Raw genomic sequence first — 19,221 nt, forward strand, 5'->3', positions numbered from 1 at the left:
GGTCGCGGGGCAGGAACCGCAGCGGGTCGGCCCGGACACCCACCTCGAGGGCCGGGTTTCTTGCCTGCTGCACCGTCCAGGGCCCGGTGGGATGGGCGGTCACGCCGGCGATGTGCAGGCGGCGCGTGCCGTGCTCGAGGAAGACCAATGCGTACACCCGGCGCAGATCGACGAGATCGATGTGCACGAAGTCGCAGGCGATGATGCCCTCGGCCTGCGCGGTCAGGAACTCACGCCATGTCGGCCCGCCGCGGCGCGGGGCGGGATCGATTCCGGCCGCCGTCAGGATCTCCCAGACCGTCGTGGCGCCGATCGAATGCCCCAGACGAACGAGTTCACCTTGGATCCGACGGCAGCCCCACCGCGGATTCTCCCGGGCCAGCCGCAGCACCAACGCCTTCACCGCGCTCGCGGTCGGCGGCCTGCCCGGCCTGCTCCGGCGCTTGCTGTAGTCCCACTTGCGCACGATAAGTCTGCGGTGCCACGCCGGCACAGTTGCAGGCGTCACCGGGAAAACGCGCGCCCACCGACGCCGCGGGATCAGCGCAGACAACGCCGCGAACCACAGCCGGTCCGCCGGCGCATACCGCACCGGTCCCTTGAGCTGCCTGCGCAGCACCGCGTTCTCATGCCGCAGCACCAGCAACTCAGCATCCTTTGCCGCGCGTCGGCGTAGCAGCACCGCCGGGACCGACAGCAGCTTCCGCGCCACGTGATACACCAGTGAGACGAGCATCCGGACAGGGTTCCAGGAGCTCATAGTGGCGCGCCAGACCCACTCCGAGCAGCAGCGATGAGTTTCCGAACGGCACAGGGGCGGGCAGGCGACGGGGGGTTGCACCTGCCCGCCCCGAGAGCAATGACCCGCACGGGGGGATCGGGCCTTGCGGGGCCGCAGTCACGGCCCACCGGTTTCAGCGAACCGGGCGCCGCACATGCTACGCCTTCTAGTGCCGGCCCGTGCGCCGGATCACGCACGGTTGCTTCCCCGTTTGATCACGCAGCTTGCGGCATCAGCAGCAAGGGCCCGACGCCCGCCAGCTGCACCAGTCGGGCAAAGGCGGGGGTCACCGGTCCGGGGACCGAGAAACCCACCCCCAGTTCCTGGCAGTGGATGCGGGCTGCCAGCAGGGCGTTGAGCCCGGCGCAATCGCAGAAGTCGACCCGGCTGAAGTCCACCTCGACACGGCGGGCACCGCTGAGCGCAGCGGCCTTCAGCTCGTTGTTCAGCATTGCGGGTGCCGATTAATCATCTGTCCTGGTCGCAGACGTGGTCAGCAGTCAGGTCGCGTTGCCCGGGGATGAGTGGGGCAGTGCCCGTTCTGCTGGGATGGTGCGCGCGGCGCGGGGCAGTGCGGCGATCTCGCCGCGGGTGTGGCCGAGCTTGCCGCCGGTAGCGGTCAGTGGGTCCAGCGGCGGAACGCCGCGATCCACTCGGCTCCCTTGGGCGGCGGTGACGGCAGCGGCAGGTCCAGCAACCCGATTGCCTGCCGATGGGCGCCACGACGGCACAGGGCCACCATTCCACTGCCGGGACGTAGGTCGAGGTCCTCGACCACAACGTCGACGCCCAGAACCTGGGTGGTGAAAGGCAGCACCAGATGATCGGTGAGGACGGCGTGGAAGCCGGCCAGTTCTTCGTCTTCACCGTATGCGTCGATGACTGCCTCCGCGATCATCGCGTCGAGCCGGTGGTCCGACTTCCTGGCCATGGGCCACTCCTTTTGCCTGTGCCCCTGGAACTCGTGAGACAGTGAGACATCTGGGCCGGTCAGTTCTTCGCGGGGGTGCCGCAGCACTTCTTGTACTTGCGGCCCGAGTCGCACCAGCACGGCCCGTTGCGCGCGGGCGGCCACAGCAGCGTCTGGTCCGGGTGCGCCGCGGCGCGCCACTCGCCGTAGCTCTGCCGGGTCTTCTGGTCGGCCGGGTCGCGGCCGGTGCGCTGGGCGTACGCCTGGAAGTCGGCCAGGGTGCCGGTGACCATGCGCACGTGGGCGGCGCCGGCCTCGCCGTAGCCGCGGGCCTCCCGCTGGATCCGCGCGGCATACGCGTCGTAGTCTTCGCCATAGTGCGCGGTCGACTCCGGCCAGCGCGCCCGCACCGCAGCGAAGTCCTCCCGCGCCCAGCGCAGCACGATGGAGTCGAACGCCTCCCCGTCCTCCGGCACATCCAGCCCCCGACGGCCGGGCAGGTCGCCCCACCGCTCCCGCACCAGCTCGCTGAGCGCCGCGAGGGAAGCATCGGCCTCAGCCTCGGCGGCCAGATCGTCCTCATCCAGCTCGATGTCCAGCGCGTCGTGTAGGAAGCTGCGGCTGAGCGCCAGTCCACGCCGGTACTCGGCCGCCTCCGGTGACGCACCGGAGGCGGCCGCGCGGTCCAGACCTGCCTCGCACCACTTAAGGGCCGACTCGCTCTCGCCGGCCTCGGTCAGCACCTCGACCATGTCATCGAAGATCCGCAGATTCGTGAATTCCGCAGGCTGGGCGTCGAGTTCGGCCCGCAGCGCGCGCTGTGCCTCCTCGGCTTCCTGCCCGCGGCGCAGCGCGTACAGCTGGTCGACGATGCCGACCTGGGCGTCCCTGCCGAACTCGCCCCCGAACTCCACCGCGCGGCGAAAGAGCGCGAGGGCCTCCTCGTGCCGGCCGCCGCGCGCCGTGAACCAACCCGCATCCACCAGGGCACGTGGCTCCTCCGGGGCACCGGGGTGTTCCCTGGCCCACCGCTCGCACTCGGCCGCCGACGGCTCACGTCCCAGATCGTCAAGGAAAGCCGCATACGGGGTGATCACGGTACCGGACACCGGCGAGTCGCTCATGTGCAAACCCTACCGATGCCGGTGGCCGCTCGTTATCCCATACCGGACCTCATGCCGCACCGTTTCGCCGACCGTCGACGCCCACGCCCGGCGAGATCGTCGAGCCCGCGATGCCCCGCACAGTCGGGACTGTCGCAGGTCGGCGCGGACCAAGAGAGGAACAGGCCGAAGATGTCGGCGGCGGAGATTACCCCGGCTTCGGCCCGGGGGTACCCGAGGGTGGTTAGCAGCGAGGTCAGCCCGCCGGCGAGGCTGTGCACGGTGACCGACCGTCCCCATGGCCAGCAGGATGAGCGCGCGGCACCGTTAGGTGCGGTGGCGGAACAGATAGGTGCAGGCCCCCAGCGCCCGCCGTCCCGCTCGGGGACGGACGGCGGCGGGATCGCTGCCGGTAGCGTTCAGGGCGGCGGCTGGCCGCCTGATGGCCGGCCCGCCCAGGAGAGCAGCTGGCCTGCACAGGGTGCTGTAATAAACCATGTCGTACACTAGGGGGTGTGAAGACTTCCAGGCCCGGTAGTACGGAGAACATCTCCGTGTCCATGCCCTCCGACCTCGTCGGTGCGCTGCGCTCCCGCACCGGTAAGCGCGGGGTATCCGCCTACATCACCGAGGCCGTCCGTCATCAGCTGGCCATGGACGGGCTCGCCGAGATCGTTGCCGCCCACGAGGCTGAACACGGCCCCCTCACCGAACAGGAGGTCCAGGCCGCGCACCGCGAGCTGTTCGGTGACGGACAGGAGCCGGGCGCGGCCGGGCAGAGTGCCGCGTGAAGGAACCGCCCGCCCGTTCCATCGTCCTGGACTCGCAGGCTCTGTCGCTGCTGCTGGATAACGACCGACGGATGGTGGTCAGGATCGAGGCCGCACGCCGGGAGGGCGTTCCCGTGCGGGTCTCTGTCCTGACCATCGTGGAAGCCGTCTACGGCAAGACGGACACCGCGCGACTGAACTGGGTGCTCTCCCGACTCAAGGTCGAGGAAGTCAACCAAGCCGACTCCATGACGGCGGTGCGGCTGCTGCAAGACGCCGGCGGCCTCCACGGCCACAAATACGCCATCGATGCCCTCGTCGCCGCGATGGCCCTCCGGTCACCGGCCCCCGTGCTCGTCCTGACCTCCGACCGCGACGACTGGTCAAAGCTATGCGGCGACCGCGTGGCGATCAGAGACCTCTGACGGGCACTCGGGGCGGTGCCGGGAGTCCCGCGGTCTCGCGGCTCGTACCTCGCCGTTCACATGGAGGTTGGACGGCGGCATCATCATCTGTCGTGCTGCTCCGCCTGGCTTACCTCGCCGCGACCAACACCCTGGCGCTCCTGCGCCTGCTGCCGATGAGCGACCGAGAGAAGGACATCGAAATCCTGGCCCTGCGGCACCAACTGCTGGTCCTGCAACGCCAAGTCGGCAAGCCCACCTTCACCGACACCGACCGCGCCATCCTCGCCGGCCTGCTCCACTGCCTCCCGAGGCAGAAGCTGCGCCGGTTCCTGCTGTTGGTACGCCCTGACACGATCATGCGGTGGCACCGCAACCTGTTCAAGCAACGACATGCCGCCACCTGCGTGCCGAAGCGGCGCGGACGCCCACCCACCGTCCGGTCGATCCGCGCCCTGGTCCTGCGCCTGGCCCGCGAGAACAGCTCGTGGGGGTACCGCCGGATCCACGGCGAGCTCGCGGCACTGGGCATCAAGGTCGCCGCCTCCACGGTCTGGGAGATCCTCAAGGAGCACGGCATCCCGCCCGCGCCCGAACGGCAGAGCACGACCTGGGCCGACTTCCTGCGCAGCCAGGCCGCCGCGCTGTTGGCGTGCGATCTGTTCGAGGCCCGCACGCTCACCGGGGCTCGCCTGTATGTCTTCGCGGTCATCGAACACGCCACCAGGCGGATCAGGATCCTGGGCGTCACCGCTCACCCCACCGCGGACTGGATGGTGCAGCTCGGACGCAATCTCGTCATGGACCTGGAGGACGCGGGCAGCAGGGCCAGATTCCTGATCCGCGACCGCGACTCGAGGTTCACGCAGGCCTTCGACGCCGTGCTGACCGACGCCGGCCTGGAGGTCGTCCTCAGCGGCATCCGGATGCCGCGGATGAACTCCATCATGGAACGGTGGATCCAGACCTGCCGGCGCGAACTGCTGGACCGCACCCTCATATGGGACCAGCGCCATCTACTCCACGCGCTGCGCGAGTTCGAGTCCTTCTACAACGAGCATCGCCCGCACCGGACACTGGGGCAAGCGGCTCCGCTCCGTCCGCTACCCGAACCGATCACCGAACCAGGACAGCTCGCGCACCTGAAGGTTCACCGACGAGATCGACTCGGCGGAATCCTTCACGAGTACCAACATGCTTCCTAATGCTGTTGTCAAGCTGCCGTAGTCACCGGTGGCGCCACTTCGTAGCACCGTCGGTCGCGGATCAGGGCCCAGATGACGTTGACGCGTCGGCGGGCAAGGGCGAGCACGGCCTGGACATGCTTCTTCCCCTCGGCGCGTTTACGGTCGTAGAACTTCCGCGAGTTCGGGTCGTAGCGGACGCTGACCAGCGCGGAGGTGTAGAACACGCGCTGAAGTCTTCGGTGATAGACCAGCGGCCGGTGAAGATTGCCGCTGACCTTGCCCGAGTCGCGAGGTGCCGGGGCGACGCCGGCGAAGGCCGCCAGGGCGTCCGGGGAGTCGAACTCGTCCAGGCCGCCGCGGACGGCGGCGAGGAACTCCGCTCCCAGAACCGTGCCGATGCCCGGGACGCTCAGAAGGATGTCGGCGAGCTCGTGCTCGCGAAACCGGCCCTCGATGAGCTTGTCCAGCTCACGGATCTGCTCGTTGAGGGCCATCACCTCCTCGGCCAGGGTGTGGACCAGCCTGGCGATGGTCTTCTCCCCGGGGACGGCGGTGTGCTGGCGCTCGGCGGCCTCGACCGCCGCCTCGGCCAGGGCTCTCGCATTGCGGACCTTCCGGTTGGCCAGCCACTTCGTCAGCCGCGCGATGCCAGTCCGGCGGATCGCGGCCGGGGTCTGGTAGCCCGTCAGCAGCCTGAGCGGGCCGGTGTTCGTCACGTCCAGGGCCCGCTCCAGGGCCGGGAACATGCTCAGCAGGGTGCCGCGAAGGCGGTTCACCGAGCGGGTGCGGTCCTCGACCAGGTCGGCCCGGCGCCCGGTCAGCAGCTTGAGCTCGACGGCCGTCTCGTCACCGGGGCGGATGGGCCGCAGGTCGCGGCGCATTCTGGCCTGGTCGGCGATCACGTAGGCGTCGCGGGCGTCGGTCTTGCCCTCGCCGCGGTAGCCGTCGGATGCCCGGTTGACCAGCCGGCCGGGCATGTAGAGGACCTCCTGGCCGTGGTTGACCAGCAAGGCCAGCAGCAGTGCCGGCTCTCCGCCGGTCATGTCGATGGCCCAGGTGACCTCACGGCCGTCGGCCAGGTCCAGGACGTCACCGATCAGCTTCAGCAGCTCGGGCTCGTCGTTGGCCACCCGCCGCGACAACAGGGTCTTACCCTCGGCGTCCAGAACAAGGCCGTGGTGATGGCCCTTGCCACTGTCGATCCCCGCCCATATCCGGCTCATCGTGCTCCTGACGTGCGTGTTCGTACTGCTCGTGCCACGGACGACTTCGCCGGCATTGCTCTACACAGCGACTTGTTCGCACTTCCTAATCGGCGGCCGAGTCGTCGTGGGGCGCCGGGCGGCGAAGCAAGGAAAGCCACGAGACGGCAGCCGCCTGATAGCCACACCCAGCGCCCCTGGGCGACCCAACCCTACGAATGGCTCGATCAACCCGATCAAGAAGGTAGAGCCGCCTGATCTGTGGAAAACTCCCGGGCGCGTGGGGGGAACTCCCTGACGCGTCGTCCACCGCGCGCGGACTACCCTCGGGGCCCATGAGCGACAGGCACATCAGTCAACACTTCGAGACACTCGCGATCCACGCGGGCAACACCGCGGACCCCCTGACCGGCGCGGTGGTCCCGCCGATCTACCAGGTGTCCACCTACAAGCAGGACGGCGTCGGCGGCCTGCGCGGCGGCTACGAGTACAGCCGCAGCGCCAACCCGACCAGGACCGCGCTGGAGGAGAACCTCGCCGCCCTGGAGGGCGGCCGCCGCGGCCTCGCGTTCGCGTCCGGGCTGGCGGCCGAGGACTGCCTGCTGCGTACGCTGCTCAGCCCCGGCGACCACGTGGTGATCCCGAACGACGCCTACGGCGGCACGTTCCGGCTGTTCGCCAAGGTCGTCGCCCGCTGGGGGGTGGAGTGGTCGGTGGCCGACACCAGCGACCCGGCCGCCGTCCGGGCCGCCATCACCCCGAAGACCAGGGTCGTGTGGGTGGAGACCCCCTCCAACCCGCTGCTCGGCATCACCGACATCGCCGCCGTCGCCCAGGTCGCCCGGGACGCCGGCGCCCGCCTCGTCGTCGACAACACCTTCGCCACGCCCTACCTCCAGCAGCCGATCGCGCTCGGCGCGGACGTCGTCGTGCACTCCCTGACCAAGTACATGGGCGGTCACTCGGACGTCGTCGGCGGCGCCCTGATCACCGGCGACGCGGAGCTCGGCGAGGAGCTGGCCTACCACCAGAACGCGATGGGCGCGGTCGCCGGGCCGTTCGACTCCTGGCTGGTGCTGCGCGGCGCCAAGACGCTCTCGGTGCGCATGGACCGGCACAGCGAGAACGCCACCAAGGTCGCCGACATGCTCAGCCGGCACGCGCGCGTGACGAGCGTCCTCTACCCGGGGCTGCCGGAGCACCCCGGCCACGAGGTCGCCGCCAAGCAGATGCGCTCCTTCGGCGGCATGGTCTCCTTCCGCGTGGAGGGCGGCGAGGAGGCGGCCGTCGAGGTCTGCAACCGGGCCGAGGTGTTCACGCTGGGCGAGTCCCTGGGCGGCGTCGAGTCGCTGATCGAGCACCCCGGGCGCATGACGCACGCCTCCGTGGTCGGCTCCGCGCTCGAGGTCCCCGGCGACCTGGTGCGCCTCTCCGTGGGCATCGAGAACATCGACGACCTGCTCGAAGACCTCCAGCAGGCCCTCGGCCGGTAAGGCCGCACGGGGGCTCCGGTGCGGGTCGCACCCGGCCGGTTCACCAGCCCGTCAGGGGTGGAGTCGTCTCCGACGGCGGCTCCACCCACGGGTGCGTGGTCAGCGCCCAGATCACGAAGGCCAGGCTCGCCGCGAGCAGCACCAGCCACCCCAGGCGGCGGGCGAGCGCCCTGCGCCGCAGCATGCGGGCACCGCGGCGCACGGCCTCCGCGTGCAGGTCGGGCGGCACCGGCGGCGGTGCCTGCTCCAGCACCCGTCGTACGGCCGCCGCACGGCCCCAGCTCATGACGACACCGCCCTGACGCCCCGCACCGCCGGAGCCGGCGCACGCCGCCGCCGGTCCAGTACCGCGGTCGTCGCGCGGTTGCAGATCGCGCGGACCCGGTCCGCGGACAGGCCGAGCAGGGCCGCCGTCTGCTCCTCGGCGACATCCTCGTAGAGCCGCAGCACCAGGATCAGACGCTCCTGCGGGCCGAGCCCGGCCAGCGGGCTCGCGGGGTGCGGACGGGAGCGGAGCAGGCCGCCGCGCTCGTGCCAGGCGGTACGGGCGAAGCGGGTGGCCAGGTACTGCCGGGTCCGGTCGTAGGGATCGTCACCGCGCAGCCGGTCCCAGCACGCGTACGTGTGGGCCAGCGCCAGGGTCAGCAGGCGCCGCGCGCGGGGGTTGTCGTCCCGCGCCTCCGCGGTGAGCAGGGTGGCGGCATGCAGCAGCCGCCCGGCCGCGCCCGCGACGAACGCCTCGAACTCGCGGGCCCGGCGAGCCTCCCGGGACGCATGCCCTTGCAGCAACCGCGCCTCCCGCACAACCTGCCCGAGCCGGTCCCGGCCGCGAACGGCCTTCGGCGGGCGCGTGCGACGGGACCCGGTCTCATCTCAGGGCAGGGCCGGCCCCGCGGTCAAGAGCCGCGCACGGCCCGGCGCGCAGGCTGCCCGGCACCCAGGTCCTCTCGTGCGGACCAGGCCGGTTCGGGCCGGAACAACCGGAACAGCCGGATCAGGAATCCGACCGGCCGTCCTCCGGCCCCGGTCCCCCCGGAACCGACATCCGCGCGGAGAGCGCGCCGTTGAAGCGCGTGAGGAGCGCGCAGAACGCCTCGCGCTCCTCCGGCTCCCAGTCATGGGTCAGGTCGGCCATCAACTGGCGCCGTGAGGAGCGCACTTCCTCCAGACGCGACTGCCCGCGCGGAGAGAGCTGGAGCACGACCGCCCGGCCGTCCTCGGGATGCGAGGTGCGCTTCACCAGTCCGGTGTCCACCAGCGGGGCCACCTGCCGGGTGACGGTCGACGAGTCGATGCCCATGCCGGCGGCGAGCGCCTTGACACCCATCGGGCCTTCCTTGTCGAGACGGTTGAGCAGGAGATAGGCGGCACGGTCCATGGAGATGCGTACCTGGCCGACGCCGCCCAGCCGGGTCTGTTCGGCGCGCCGGGCGAACAGCGCCACCTCGTGCTGCAGCGTGTCGAGAAGACCGGTGTCACCGACGGTCGTCATGTCCATCGACATGTCAGGTGTAGTGGGCATGGCCGGAGGCTCACTTCGTGGAGGGCTGCTCATTGGGGGACAGAGTACGCGGCCGGGGGCTCCGTCGTACCGGCGCTGCGCAAAGCCGTATCCGTGGATCGGTCACCGCGATCGCCGACGGCGGTGAACTGCGATGCTGGAGTCATGAACTACGGCACGGCTGACTTCCTGCGTACCGTCACGCCCGACGATGTGCGCGGCGCCCGGAAGATGCTCTCGGGTGTGGCCAGGGTGACCGCGATGGAGAGCAGCAGGCACCTGTCCCGGACGGTGGGCACGCCGGTGCACCTCAAGTGCGAGAACCTCCAGCGGACGGGGTCCTTCAAACTGCGGGGCGCGTACGTCCGGATCGCCGGGCTGCTGCCCGAACAGCGCGCCGCCGGTGTGGTCGCGGCGAGCGCCGGCAACCACGCACAGGGCGTCGCGCTCGCGTCCTCGCTGCTCGGGGTGCGGTCGACGGTGTTCATGCCGAAGGGCGCCCCGCTGCCGAAGATCAGCGCCACCCGGGAATACGGCGCCGAGGTGCGCCTGCACGGCCAGGTGGTCGACGAGGCACTGGCCGCCGCCGAGGAGTACGCGGACGAGACGGGCGCCGTGCTGATCCACCCCTTCGACCACCCCGACGTCATCGCGGGCCAGGGCACCGTGGGTCTGGAGATCCTGGAGCAGTGCCCCGAGGTGCGCACGATCGTCGTCGGCATGGGCGGCGGCGGGCTGATCGCCGGGATCGCCGTCGCGGTGAAGGCGCTGCGGCCGGACGTACGGATCATCGGGGTGCAGGCGGCGGGCGCGGCGGCGTACCCGCCCTCACTGGCGGCCGGGCATCCGGTGTCGGTGCGCCACCCGGCGACGATGGCCGACGGCATCAAGGTGGGGCGGCCCGGCGACGTGCCGTTCGGGATCGTCGAGCACCTGGTGGACGAGGTCCGCACGGTCACCGAGGGCGAGCTGTCCGCCGCCCTGCTGCTGTGCCTGGAGCGGGCCAAACTGGTCGTCGAGCCGGCCGGGGCGAGCCCGGTCGCGGCGCTGCTGAGCCGCCCCGACGCGTTCGCGGGCCCGGTCGTCGCCGTGCTGTCCGGTGGCAACGTCGACCCGGTGCTGATGGAGCGGGTACTGCGGCACGGCATGGCGGCACAGGGCCGCTACCTGGCCGTCCGGCTGCGGCTGACGGACCGGCCGGGCGCTCTCGCGTCGCTTCTCGGGGCGTTGTCGGTGGTGGACGCCAACGTCCTCGACGTGAGCCATGTACGGACCGATCCGCGGCTCGGGCTCACGGAGGTGGAGGTCGAAGTGCACCTGGAGACGAAGGGCCCGGAGCACTGCGCCGAGGTCGAGCAGGCCCTGCGGGACGCGGGTTACATGGTCCTGCACGGCATGGACTGACCCGGACGCCCGGCCCGTGCGGCTCGGCGGCGGCATGACGAAGCCCCCGGCACCGCGCTGGGGACGCTCACGCGTCCCGCGGCGGGCATGGCGCCGGGGGCACTCTCACGGTCCTGAGCCGTGGACTGCGGGTCAGCCCTTGTACGGCTCGGCCTTCAGGATCTTCACGGAGGCCGTCTTGCCGTTCGGCAGCTCGTACTCCACGGTCTCGCCGACCCTGTGGCCGGACACCCCGGTACCCAGCGGGGACTGCGGGGAGTACGTCTCGATGTCCCCACTCGCGTACTCGCGCGAGGCGAGGAGGAAGGTCAGCGTGTCGTCCTCGTCGCCGTCGAAGGCGATCGTCACGACCATGCCCGGCGCCACCGAACCGTCGGCCGCCGGCGCCTCACCGACCTTGGCGCTTTCGAGGAGCTGGGTGAGCTGCCGCACGCGGAGCTCCTGCTTGCCCTGCTCCTCCTTGGCCGCGTGGTACCCGCCGTTCTCCCGCAGGTCGCCCTCCTCGCGCGCGGCGGCGATCTTGGCGGAGATCTCCGTACGCGCGGGACCAGTAAGGTATGCAAGCTCGTCCTTGAGCTTGTTGTACGCCTCCTGCGTCAGCCAGGTGGCGTTCTCGCTGGTCTGGGTCACTGGTGCTCCTCGTAGGTGCTGGAATACAAAGCAACGCCCTCCCTGAAGGATGTTCCTCCACGGATGGGCGAAACCACGAGCCTAACAATTCAGCGGCCAAAGGGGGAGGACATATGCCATCGGAGCTGTTTTTTCGCAGGTCAGCGGCCTTGTGTCGCTCGCGACACCGGTCCCCGGAAGAGGGGAGCCGTCCGGAGACGGCCGGAGTCAGTCGGCGTGGCAGCCGAGCAGCTCGGCCGTCGCGCCCGGGGAGGTCGTGCGGAGCGTGACGACCTCGTCGAAGCGCGTGCCGTCCCCGTCGAAGCGGAAGTCGGCGCGGCCCACCTCGGCGCCGTCCACGGCCTGGGACCGCACCGTGCAGTAGCCGTCCACGCCCGCGTCCTTGTGGACCTCCAGGCGCACCCGCACGGTGTCCTTCGCGGTGTCGAAACCGATCATCTCGCCGCTGATCCTGCTGCCCGCGACGTAGTGGTAGCCGAACCAGCCGATCAGGGCCACCATCACCGCGGCCAGGACCGCGCCGACGATCTTGAGGGTGCGGTCGGCACGTTCGTCCGAGGTGCGGCCGTACCGGCCCTCGGGCGGTCGCGTGCTCGCCGTACTCATGATCGTCTCCTCGGCGGAAAAGGGGGGGACGCCTGCTCCGGGCGGGGCCCGGTACCGGGCTCCGGAATTATTCGTCCCCGGCTTCGGTCACTATAGAAGTCTTCCGCCCGTCGCCCGACCGCCACCCCACCGCGACGTCCCACGGGGACGACAGCCAGTGGGACCGCACCGGGCACCCCGGGCCCTACCGACTTGAGGAATGAGTCTTGACTGACCAGCTGCGACTGATGGCCGTGCACGCCCACCCCGACGACGAGTCGAGCAAGGGCGCGGCCACCATGGCGAAGTACGTGTCCGAGGGGGTGGACGTGCTGGTCGTGACCTGCACGGGCGGGGAGCGCGGCTCCATCCTCAATCCCAAGCTGCAGGGCGACCCGTACATCGAGGAGAACATCCACGAGGTGCGCAGGAAGGAGATGGACGAGGCCCGGGAGATCCTCGGTGTGAAGCAGGAGTGGCTCGGCTTCGTCGACTCCGGCCTGCCCGAGGGCGACCCGCTGCCCCCGCTGCCCGAGGGCTGCTTCGCCCTGGAGGACGTCGACAAGGCGGCCGGCGAGCTGGTGCGGAAGATCCGTGCGTTCCGTCCCCAGGTGATCACCACCTACGACGAGAACGGCGGCTACCCGCACCCCGACCACATCATGACCCACAAGATCACGATGGTGGCCTTCGAAGGCGCGACGGACACCGAGAAGTACCCGGAGAGCGAGTTCGGCCCGGCCCACCAGCCGCTGAAGGTCTACTACAACCAGGGCTTCAACCGCCCCCGCACCGAGGCGCTGCACCGGGCGCTGCTGGACCGCGGCCTGGAGTCGCCGTACGGGGACTGGCTCAAGCGCTGGGCGGAGTTCGAGCGCAAGGAGCGCACGCTCACCACGCACGTCCCGTGCGGGGACTTCTTCGAGACCCGTGACAAGGCCCTGATCGCGCACGCCACCCAGATCGACCCCGACGGCGGCTGGTTCCGGGTGCCGATGGAGATCCAGAAGGAGGTCTGGCCCACCGAGGAGTACGAGCTCGCGAAGTCGCTCGTCGACACATCCCTCCCCGAGGACGACCTCTTCGCGGGCATCCGGGACAATGCCTGACATGAGTGCTAGCGCAAGCCTGGCAATGAGCCACCTGGTCACCCTCGCCGAAGTCGACAAGGACAAGGTCACCCCCGGTGTCCTCGGCTTCATCGTCTTCGCGGTGATGGCCCTGGCGGTCTGGGGCCTGATGAAGTCGATGAACCGCCACATGAACCGGGTCGACTTCGACGAGTCCGCGGACCGCCGGACCGGATCCGAGGACGCCACGAAGCCGGCGTCGTCCGGCGCGGCCGCGGGTGCGCCGTCCGACGGGCCCGGGAAGAAGAAGCAGGGCTGAGCCACGTAGCCTTCCGGCCCCCGGAGGGCTACGCGGCGGCACCCCGCCGGGCCCGTGCCCCTACGTGGTCGGCCCCATGGCCACCCCTATCACCTCACGGGTGTGGCGGCTGGGGACCATGCCGAGGTGCCAGGCCTGCCAGCCCGCCTCCAGACTCACCCCGCGCTCCAGCAGGAGCTGGTAGGCGTCCACGTAGTCGCCCAGCTTCTCGTCGCGGGCGGCGTGCGCGGTCCGGGCCAGCTGCGCCAGGTCCTCCTGGGCCACCGCCGTACCGACCTCGGCACCGCCCGGGGCCGCGTACGGCAGGAGCGTGCAGCGCAGGAACCGGGCCCAGTCCTCGCCGCGCCGGTCCCCGTAGGACGCGAACAGCGCCGCCGCCTCGTCGCACAGGGCCAGCGCCTGCTGGGTACGGGCATTGCCCGCGTCGACGACCGCCAGCTCCAGGCACGTCCACGCCTCGCCGTGGGCCACACCGATCCGCTGGAAGTCCGCGCGGGCGTCGACCAGCAGCTGACGGGCGAAGCCCGAGTTGCGCAGCGAACCGGTCTGCGCAGCCCGCTGGTCACGGGTCACCCGGGCCGAATGGTGCCGGGCGCAGGCCAGCCCGTAGACGTCCCGCATCCGGGAGAACATGGTGCGGGACCGCTCCAGCTCGCGCACCGCCCGGTCCAGGTCCCCGGTCTCCTCCAGCGCCTGGCCCAGGTAGTACAGCGTCCACGCCTCCCCGCGCGCGTCCTCGTTGTCCCGGTGCCGGGCGGCGGCCCGCCGCAGGTCCTCCACCGCCGACGAGGCGTCCCCGCCGATCAGCAGGGCCCGGGCCAGCTGGGTCAGCGCCCACGCCTCACCCCGGGCGTCCCGGGTACGGCCGTACAGCTCGAGCGCCTCGCGCAGCTCGGACTCGGCGCGCGGTACGTCACCCGTGCGCAGCCTCAGCTGCCCGAGCTGGAAGTGCGCCCAGGCCTGACCGTGCACGGACTCGCCCGCGCGGTGCAGCACCAGCGACTCGGTGAGCAGGTCCAGGGCCTCGGACAGCCGGGAGCGGTCGCGTTCCACCGCGCCCAGGGCGTGCATCGTCCACGCCCGGTCGGTGGCCAGCTGGGGCGCGGACTGCAGGTCCATCGCCTCCCGCAGCCTCGCCGACGCCTCCGTCAGATTGCCCTGGTGGTGCAGCGTGATGCCGAGGGAGGTCAGCGCCCGCGCGGCCCCCGCGTCGTGATGGGCCTCCCGGTACAGGTCGACCACCGAGGACAGCGTCGTCCGCGCCTTGTCCAGCTCACCCAGCTGGCGTGCCGCGATACCCGTGCGCCACTGCACCGAACGCATCAGCAGCCCCTCGTCCACGGCCTGCGCCAGCTCGTTGATCTCACCGAGGCGGTACAGGTCGCCGCGCAGCAGGCAGTAGTCGCACAGCGCGCCGAGGAGATTGAGCACCGCCGCCTGGTTCACGCCCTCCGAGTGCCGCAGCGCCGCCGTGATGAAGCTGGACTCGTCGTCCAGCCAGCGCAGCGCCTCGTCCAGCGAGGTGAAGCCGTACGGGCCGAAGCGGTCCGAGCGGGTCGACATGTTGCCGTCGACCAGCCGCAGCACCGAGTCGGCGAGCTCGGAGTAGTTCACGATCAGCCGTTCCTGCGCCGCCGTCCGCTCGGCCGGGTCCTCCTCGTCCAGGAGACGGGCCAGCGCGAAGGCGTGCACGAGGTCGTGCAGCCGGTACCGGCCGGGCCGCACCGGGGTGATCAGACCGGCCCGGGACAGCGCCTGGAGGTGCCGGGCCCCCTCGGCCTCGTCGGTGGCCAGCAACGCGGCCGCCGCCGCGGCGCCCAGCGATACCCGGCCGGCCAGCGCCAGCCGGCGCAGCAGCCGCCGCAACGTCTCCGGCTGGTCGGTGTAGCGCAGCCACAGGGCGCGCTCGACCGGGCTCACCGGGCCGTAGGCGCCCAGGTCGGTGGCGAGCGCGCGCGGGGAGCGCGGGCCCAGGGAGGAACCGGCGATCCGCAGTGCCAGCGGCAGCCCGCCGCACAGTTCCCGGACCCGGTCGGCGGAGTCGGCGTCGTAAGGCCCCGACGCGTCCTGCGCGACGGCGGCCAGCAGCTCCTCGGCGCCCGCCGCGTCCAGGGCGCGCACCGGCAGCTGGTGCACCCGGGCCGGCAGGTCGTCGGGCAGGCCGAGCGGCGCGCGGGAGGTCACCAGGACCAGGCTGTCGGAACGCTCCGGCAGCAGCGTGCGGACCTGCTGCGGATCCGCCGCGTCGTCGAGGACGACCGTCACCGGCATGCCCGTCACATGCTGGTGGTACAGCTCGCTCAGCCGTCTCACCTGCTGGTCGGGGGAGGACCGCTCACGGAACAGCAGCTGCTCGCGGGGCGCCCCCAGCCGGTTCAGCAGATGCAGCAGCGCGTCCCGGGTGGACAGCGGCGGCTCACCGGGACTGTCGGCGCGCAGATCGACCACGCAGGCGCCGCGGAAGTAGTCCTTCAGGTCGTGTGTCGCGCGTACCGCGAGGGTGGTCCGGCCGCTGCCGGGCTCCCCGTGCAGCACCACCACCGTCGGCTGCGTCTCCGTGCTCGCGCGCGCCGCCCGCACCCACTGCCGGATCCGCGCCATCTCCTGCCGCCGCCCGGCGAACGGCCCCACCGGTTCCGGGAGTTGCCCGAACGACTGCTCCAGCACACTCCGCCCGCGGGCCGCCGCGCTCTTGTCCGCGCCGCGCAGCCGAGGCCCCGTCTGCCGGGGGCCCGTGGACGCGGTGAGTATCCGCTGCTGGTCCAGGAACGGCCGGATGCCCCGCACCTCCAGCGCCGTCAGCCACTGCAGCCGCAACTGCTCCGGCCCGCCCGGCTGGCTCACCGCGCCGGCCCGGCGGTGCGCGGCGGGCACATGCGCGCCCACCACCTTCACCACGGTCGCCGCCGCGCCGATCACCCCGACGGCCACGCCCGCGCCCAGCGCCGTCCCGGTGCCCGTACCGAGGGCGAGGTCGGCGACCACGGCCGCGAGCCCGGCCACCCCGGCCACGAGCAGTGGAGTCCCGGCGCCCTCGCGGGCGTACCGCTGGCGGAAGGTGAGCTGCCCGGCCGCCGCCTCGTCCAGCGCGCGGGTGTAGGCCTCGTACTCCTCGGCCGCCGTCCGCGCGATCGCGTCCAGCGCCCCGCGCGCCCGGGACAGCAGCACTTTTCCGTCGGCCCGCCCACCCGACCGGCGTACCTCTTCCTCCACAGCCCGTGCCAACAGCCGCTCCGCGTCCGCACGATGACCGTCCCGCATGTCACGTCCCCCTCCGGCGGCCTCGGTCGCCCCCGGTGTGCCCGGGAGTCCTCGGGTCCCTTCCGACCCATCCCCGAGACCCCCTCCGGTTATGCGTCGGCCAAGTGTCCTGCGCACGAAGCTTCTTGGGGAGGGGGAGACAGGAAGGAACCCGGGAGCGCGGCGATGCGGGGAGAGGAGCCGAATGCTCCCGGGAGCCGGCCGGGCCGCCGCCGGGGCCCGCTCCCCGGCCGAGGGCGGACAGGCCGGCGCACCGGTGTACCGGCGTGCCCCGATCGGCGGACGATCCCCCGGCCGCCGGGCCCCGCCGGAGGCCGGTGACACCCCTCCACGGGGGTACTGGGGCAGGATGGAGCACATGGCGAACCGACTGGCCCACGAGACGTCCCCGTACCTCCTTCAGCACGCCGAGAACCCCGTCGACTGGTGGCCCTGGTCGGACGAAGCCTTCGCACAGGCGCGCGAGCGGAACGTGCCCGTCCTGCTGAGCGTCGGATACGCGAGCTGCCACTGGTGCCATGTGATGGCCCACGAGTCGTTCGAGGACCAGGCCACCGCCGACTACCTGAACGAGCACTTCGTGAGCGTCAAGGTGGACCGCGAGGAGCGCCCCGACGTGGACGCCGTCTACATGGAGGCGGTACAGGCGGCGACCGGGCAGGGCGGCTGGCCGATGACCGTGTTCCTCACCCCCGGCGCCGAGCCGTTCTACTTCGGCACCTACTTCCCGCCCGAGCCCCGGCACGGCATGCCGTCCTTCCGGCAGCTGCTCCAGGGCGTGCACCAGGCGTGGGAGGAGCGCAGGGACGAGGTCACCGAGGTCGCCGGGAAGATCGTGCGGGACCTGGCCGGGCGGGAGATCTCCTACGGCGACGCACGGCTCCCGGGCGAGGAGCAGCAGGCGCAGGCGCTGCTCGGGCTCACGCGGGAGTACGACGCGCAGCGCGGCGGGTTCGGCGGGGCGCCGAAGTTCCCGCCGTCCATGGTGCTCGAGTTCCTGCTCAGGCACCACGCCCGCACCGGCTCCGAGGGCGCCCTGCAGATGGCGCGGGACACCGCCGAGCGCATGGCCCGCGGCGGCATCTACGACCAGCTCGGCGGCGGTTTCGCCCGGTACTCGGTGGACCGGGACTGGACGGTTCCGCACTTCGAGAAGATGCTCTACGACAACGCCCTGCTCTGCCGGGTCTACGCCCATCTGTGGCGGTCCACCGGCTCCGAGCTCGCGCGCCGGGTCGCGCTGGAGACCGCCGACTTCATGGTCCGCGAACTGGGCACGCCCGAGGGCGGGTTCGCCTCCGCGCTGGACGCGGACAGCGAAGAGGCGGTGCCGCCCGAAGGGCGTCCTCAGAAGGGTGGTGGTGGGCGACGGGAGGGCGGGACGGGGCGGCACGTCGAGGGCGCCTACTACGTCTGGACGCCGGAGCAGTTGCGCGAGGCGCTCGGCGCGCAGGACGCCGAACTCGCCGCGCGGTACTTCGGGGTGACCGAGGAGGGCACCTTCGAGGAGGGTGCCTCGGTGCTGCAACTGCCGCAGCAGGACGAGGTGTTCGACGCCGACCGGATCGGTGGAGCCGGCGGGGTCAAGGAACGGCTGCTCGCGGCGCGCGGCACCCGCCCGGCCCCCGGCCGGGACGACAAGGTCGTCGCCGCCTGGAACGGGCTGGCGATCGCCGCGCTCGCCGAGACCGGCGCCTACTTCGACCGGCCGGACCTGACCGAGGCCGCGGTCGCCGCCGCCGACCTGCTGGTCAGGGTGCACCTCGACGACCACGCCCGGATCGCCCGCACCAGCAGGGACGGCCGGGTCGGCGCCAACGCGGGCGTCCTGGAGGACTACGCCGATGTCGCCGAGGGCTTCCTCGCGCTGGCCTCGGTGACCGGGGAAGGGGTGTGGCTGGAGTTCGCCGGTCTGCTCCTCGACCATGTGCTGGTCCGCTTCACCGACCCGGAGACGGGCGCCCTGTACGACACGGCGTCCGACGCCGAGCGGCTCATCCGGCGCCCGCAGGACCCGACCGACAACGCCGTGCCGTCCGGCTGGACGGCCGCCGCCGGGGCGCTGCTGGGGTATGCGGCGCAGACCGGCTCCGAACCGCACCGCACCGCTGCGGAGCGGGCGTTGGGCATGGTGAAGACGCTCGGGCCGCGGGTGCCGCGGTTCGTCGGCTGGGGTCTCGCGGTCGCCGAGGCGGCGCTGGACGGGCCGCGGGAGGTCGCGGTGGTCGGTCCGGCGCTCGACGATCCGGCCACGGCGGCCCTGCACCGCAGGGCGCTTCTGGGTGTCGCCCCGGGCGCGGTGGTCGCCGTCGGTGCGCCGGAGAGCGACGAGTTCCCGCTGCTGGCCGACCGGCCCCTGGTGGGCGGGGAACCGGCCGCGTACGTCTGCCGCAACTTCACCTGCGACGCGCCGACCACCGACCCCGACCGGCTGAGCACGGCCCTGGGCGGCTGAGGTGGCGAGACGGACAGCGGCGGCGAGAGCGATCGGTTCCAACCAGGCTTCCTGGCAGTCGAGTTGCCCGGTTGACGGGAAAACCGGCCACAAAATTGCCTGATTCGGACGCAACCGGTTGCTTGAAGCGACGACGCGCAACAGCT

19 protein-coding genes are annotated in these 19,221 nt (G+C 71.6%); 8 read left to right on the forward strand and 11 right to left on the reverse strand.

The features are described 5' to 3' along the window. The 4 genes from DIZ27_RS02960 to DIZ27_RS02975 form a co-directional block, all read right to left on the reverse strand. Positions 1–736: helix-turn-helix domain-containing protein (locus DIZ27_RS02960; RefSeq protein ID WP_109376688.1), on the reverse strand; the 736-nt coding region annotated here is incomplete at its 3' end. Positions 737–996: 260 nt separating this feature from the next. Then, complete coding sequence (locus tag DIZ27_RS02965; RefSeq protein WP_109376689.1) at positions 997–1,233, reverse strand: STAS domain-containing protein; 237 nt, start codon at positions 1,231–1,233, stop codon at positions 997–999. A gap of 167 nt (positions 1,234–1,400) precedes the next feature. Next, positions 1,401–1,712, reverse strand: coding sequence for a hypothetical protein (locus DIZ27_RS02970; RefSeq protein ID WP_109376690.1), 312 nt, complete (start codon positions 1,710–1,712; stop codon positions 1,401–1,403). Positions 1,713–1,771: 59 nt separating this feature from the next. After that, entirely contained in the window at positions 1,772–2,815 is a 1,044-nt protein-coding gene (locus tag DIZ27_RS02975) for an SEC-C domain-containing protein (RefSeq protein WP_109376691.1), read from the reverse strand. A 494-nt stretch (positions 2,816–3,309) separates the two neighbouring features. Here DIZ27_RS02975 and DIZ27_RS02980 point away from each other — a divergent pair, with 494 nt between their 5' ends. The 3 genes from DIZ27_RS02980 (at position 3,310) to DIZ27_RS02990 (ending at position 5,173) form a co-directional block, all read left to right on the forward strand. Further along, the gene (locus DIZ27_RS02980; RefSeq protein ID WP_109376692.1) at positions 3,310–3,585 is read left to right on the forward strand and encodes a hypothetical protein; all 276 of its coding nucleotides are present in this window, start codon (positions 3,310–3,312) and stop codon (positions 3,583–3,585) included. Continuing rightward, complete coding sequence (locus tag DIZ27_RS02985) at positions 3,582–3,989, forward strand: type II toxin-antitoxin system VapC family toxin (RefSeq protein ID WP_109376693.1); 408 nt, start codon at positions 3,582–3,584, stop codon at positions 3,987–3,989. Before DIZ27_RS02980 ends, DIZ27_RS02985 begins: the two co-directional genes overlap by 4 nt. A 92-nt stretch (positions 3,990–4,081) precedes the next feature. Beyond that, a complete protein-coding gene (locus DIZ27_RS02990) occupies positions 4,082–5,173 on the forward strand; it encodes an integrase core domain-containing protein (RefSeq protein ID WP_109376694.1) in 1,092 nt (363 codons plus the stop codon). An 8-nt stretch (positions 5,174–5,181) separates the two neighbouring features. Here DIZ27_RS02990 and DIZ27_RS02995 read toward each other — a convergent pair whose 3' ends face one another. Further along, complete coding sequence (locus DIZ27_RS02995) at positions 5,182–6,378, reverse strand: IS110 family transposase (protein WP_109376695.1); 1,197 nt, start codon at positions 6,376–6,378, stop codon at positions 5,182–5,184. 314 nt (positions 6,379–6,692) lie between these two features. On the opposite strand from DIZ27_RS02995, the gene DIZ27_RS03000 reads away from it, so the two are divergent. After that, positions 6,693–7,850 carry a cystathionine gamma-synthase gene (locus DIZ27_RS03000; RefSeq protein WP_109376696.1) on the forward strand — a complete coding sequence of 386 codons (1,158 nt, stop codon included), beginning with the start codon at positions 6,693–6,695 and terminating at the stop codon, positions 7,848–7,850. 40 nt (positions 7,851–7,890) lie between these two features. On the opposite strand, the gene DIZ27_RS03005 is transcribed toward DIZ27_RS03000, so the two are convergent. The 3 genes from DIZ27_RS03005 to DIZ27_RS03015 form a co-directional block, all read right to left on the reverse strand. Then, the gene (locus tag DIZ27_RS03005; RefSeq protein ID WP_109376697.1) at positions 7,891–8,136 is read right to left on the reverse strand and encodes a hypothetical protein; all 246 of its coding nucleotides are present in this window, start codon (positions 8,134–8,136) and stop codon (positions 7,891–7,893) included. Beyond that, positions 8,133–8,639 carry a sigma factor-like helix-turn-helix DNA-binding protein gene (locus DIZ27_RS03010; RefSeq protein ID WP_109376698.1) on the reverse strand — a complete coding sequence of 169 codons (507 nt, stop codon included), beginning with the start codon at positions 8,637–8,639 and terminating at the stop codon, positions 8,133–8,135. Before DIZ27_RS03010 ends, DIZ27_RS03005 begins: the two co-directional genes overlap by 4 nt. Before the next feature lie 205 nt (positions 8,640–8,844). Next, a complete protein-coding gene (locus DIZ27_RS03015; RefSeq protein ID WP_109376699.1) occupies positions 8,845–9,354 on the reverse strand; it encodes a MarR family winged helix-turn-helix transcriptional regulator in 510 nt (169 codons plus the stop codon). 162 nt (positions 9,355–9,516) lie between these two features. Here DIZ27_RS03015 and ilvA point away from each other — a divergent pair, with 162 nt between their 5' ends. Then, positions 9,517–10,755, forward strand: a complete 1,239-nt coding sequence (gene ilvA, locus DIZ27_RS03020; protein ID WP_109376700.1) for a threonine ammonia-lyase — start codon at positions 9,517–9,519, stop codon at positions 10,753–10,755. A 132-nt stretch (positions 10,756–10,887) separates the two neighbouring features. Here ilvA and greA read toward each other — a convergent pair whose 3' ends face one another. Together greA and DIZ27_RS03030 are read right to left on the reverse strand one after the other, a co-directional pair. Next, entirely contained in the window at positions 10,888–11,385 is a 498-nt protein-coding gene (gene greA, locus DIZ27_RS03025) for a transcription elongation factor GreA (RefSeq protein ID WP_109376701.1), read from the reverse strand. Positions 11,386–11,592: 207 nt separating this feature from the next. Next, positions 11,593–11,991: a DUF4307 domain-containing protein gene (locus DIZ27_RS03030; protein WP_109376702.1), complete on the reverse strand. Its 399-nt coding sequence runs from the start codon at positions 11,989–11,991 to the stop codon at positions 11,593–11,595. Positions 11,992–12,197: 206 nt separating this feature from the next. Here DIZ27_RS03030 and mca point away from each other — a divergent pair, with 206 nt between their 5' ends. Both mca and DIZ27_RS03040 read left to right on the forward strand, forming a co-directional pair. Beyond that, entirely contained in the window at positions 12,198–13,079 is an 882-nt protein-coding gene (mca, locus tag DIZ27_RS03035; RefSeq protein WP_109376703.1) for a mycothiol conjugate amidase Mca, read from the forward strand. Beyond that, complete coding sequence (locus DIZ27_RS03040; RefSeq protein WP_181383354.1) at positions 13,072–13,359, forward strand: hypothetical protein; 288 nt, start codon at positions 13,072–13,074, stop codon at positions 13,357–13,359. Before mca ends, DIZ27_RS03040 begins: the two co-directional genes overlap by 8 nt. 60 nt (positions 13,360–13,419) lie before the next feature. On the opposite strand, the gene DIZ27_RS03045 is transcribed toward DIZ27_RS03040, so the two are convergent. Then, entirely contained in the window at positions 13,420–16,620 is a 3,201-nt protein-coding gene (locus DIZ27_RS03045) for a tetratricopeptide repeat protein (RefSeq protein ID WP_109376705.1), read from the reverse strand. 358 nt (positions 16,621–16,978) lie between these two features. On the opposite strand from DIZ27_RS03045, the gene DIZ27_RS03050 reads away from it, so the two are divergent. Further along, on the forward strand, positions 16,979–19,075 hold the full coding sequence (locus DIZ27_RS03050) for a thioredoxin domain-containing protein (RefSeq protein WP_109376997.1): 2,097 nt from the start codon (positions 16,979–16,981) through the stop codon (positions 19,073–19,075). Positions 19,076–19,221 lie beyond the last annotated feature (146 nt).

Source organism: Streptomyces sp. NWU339 (genome assembly GCF_003143855.1).
Taxonomy (GTDB): Bacteria; Actinomycetota; Actinomycetes; order Streptomycetales; family Streptomycetaceae; genus Streptomyces.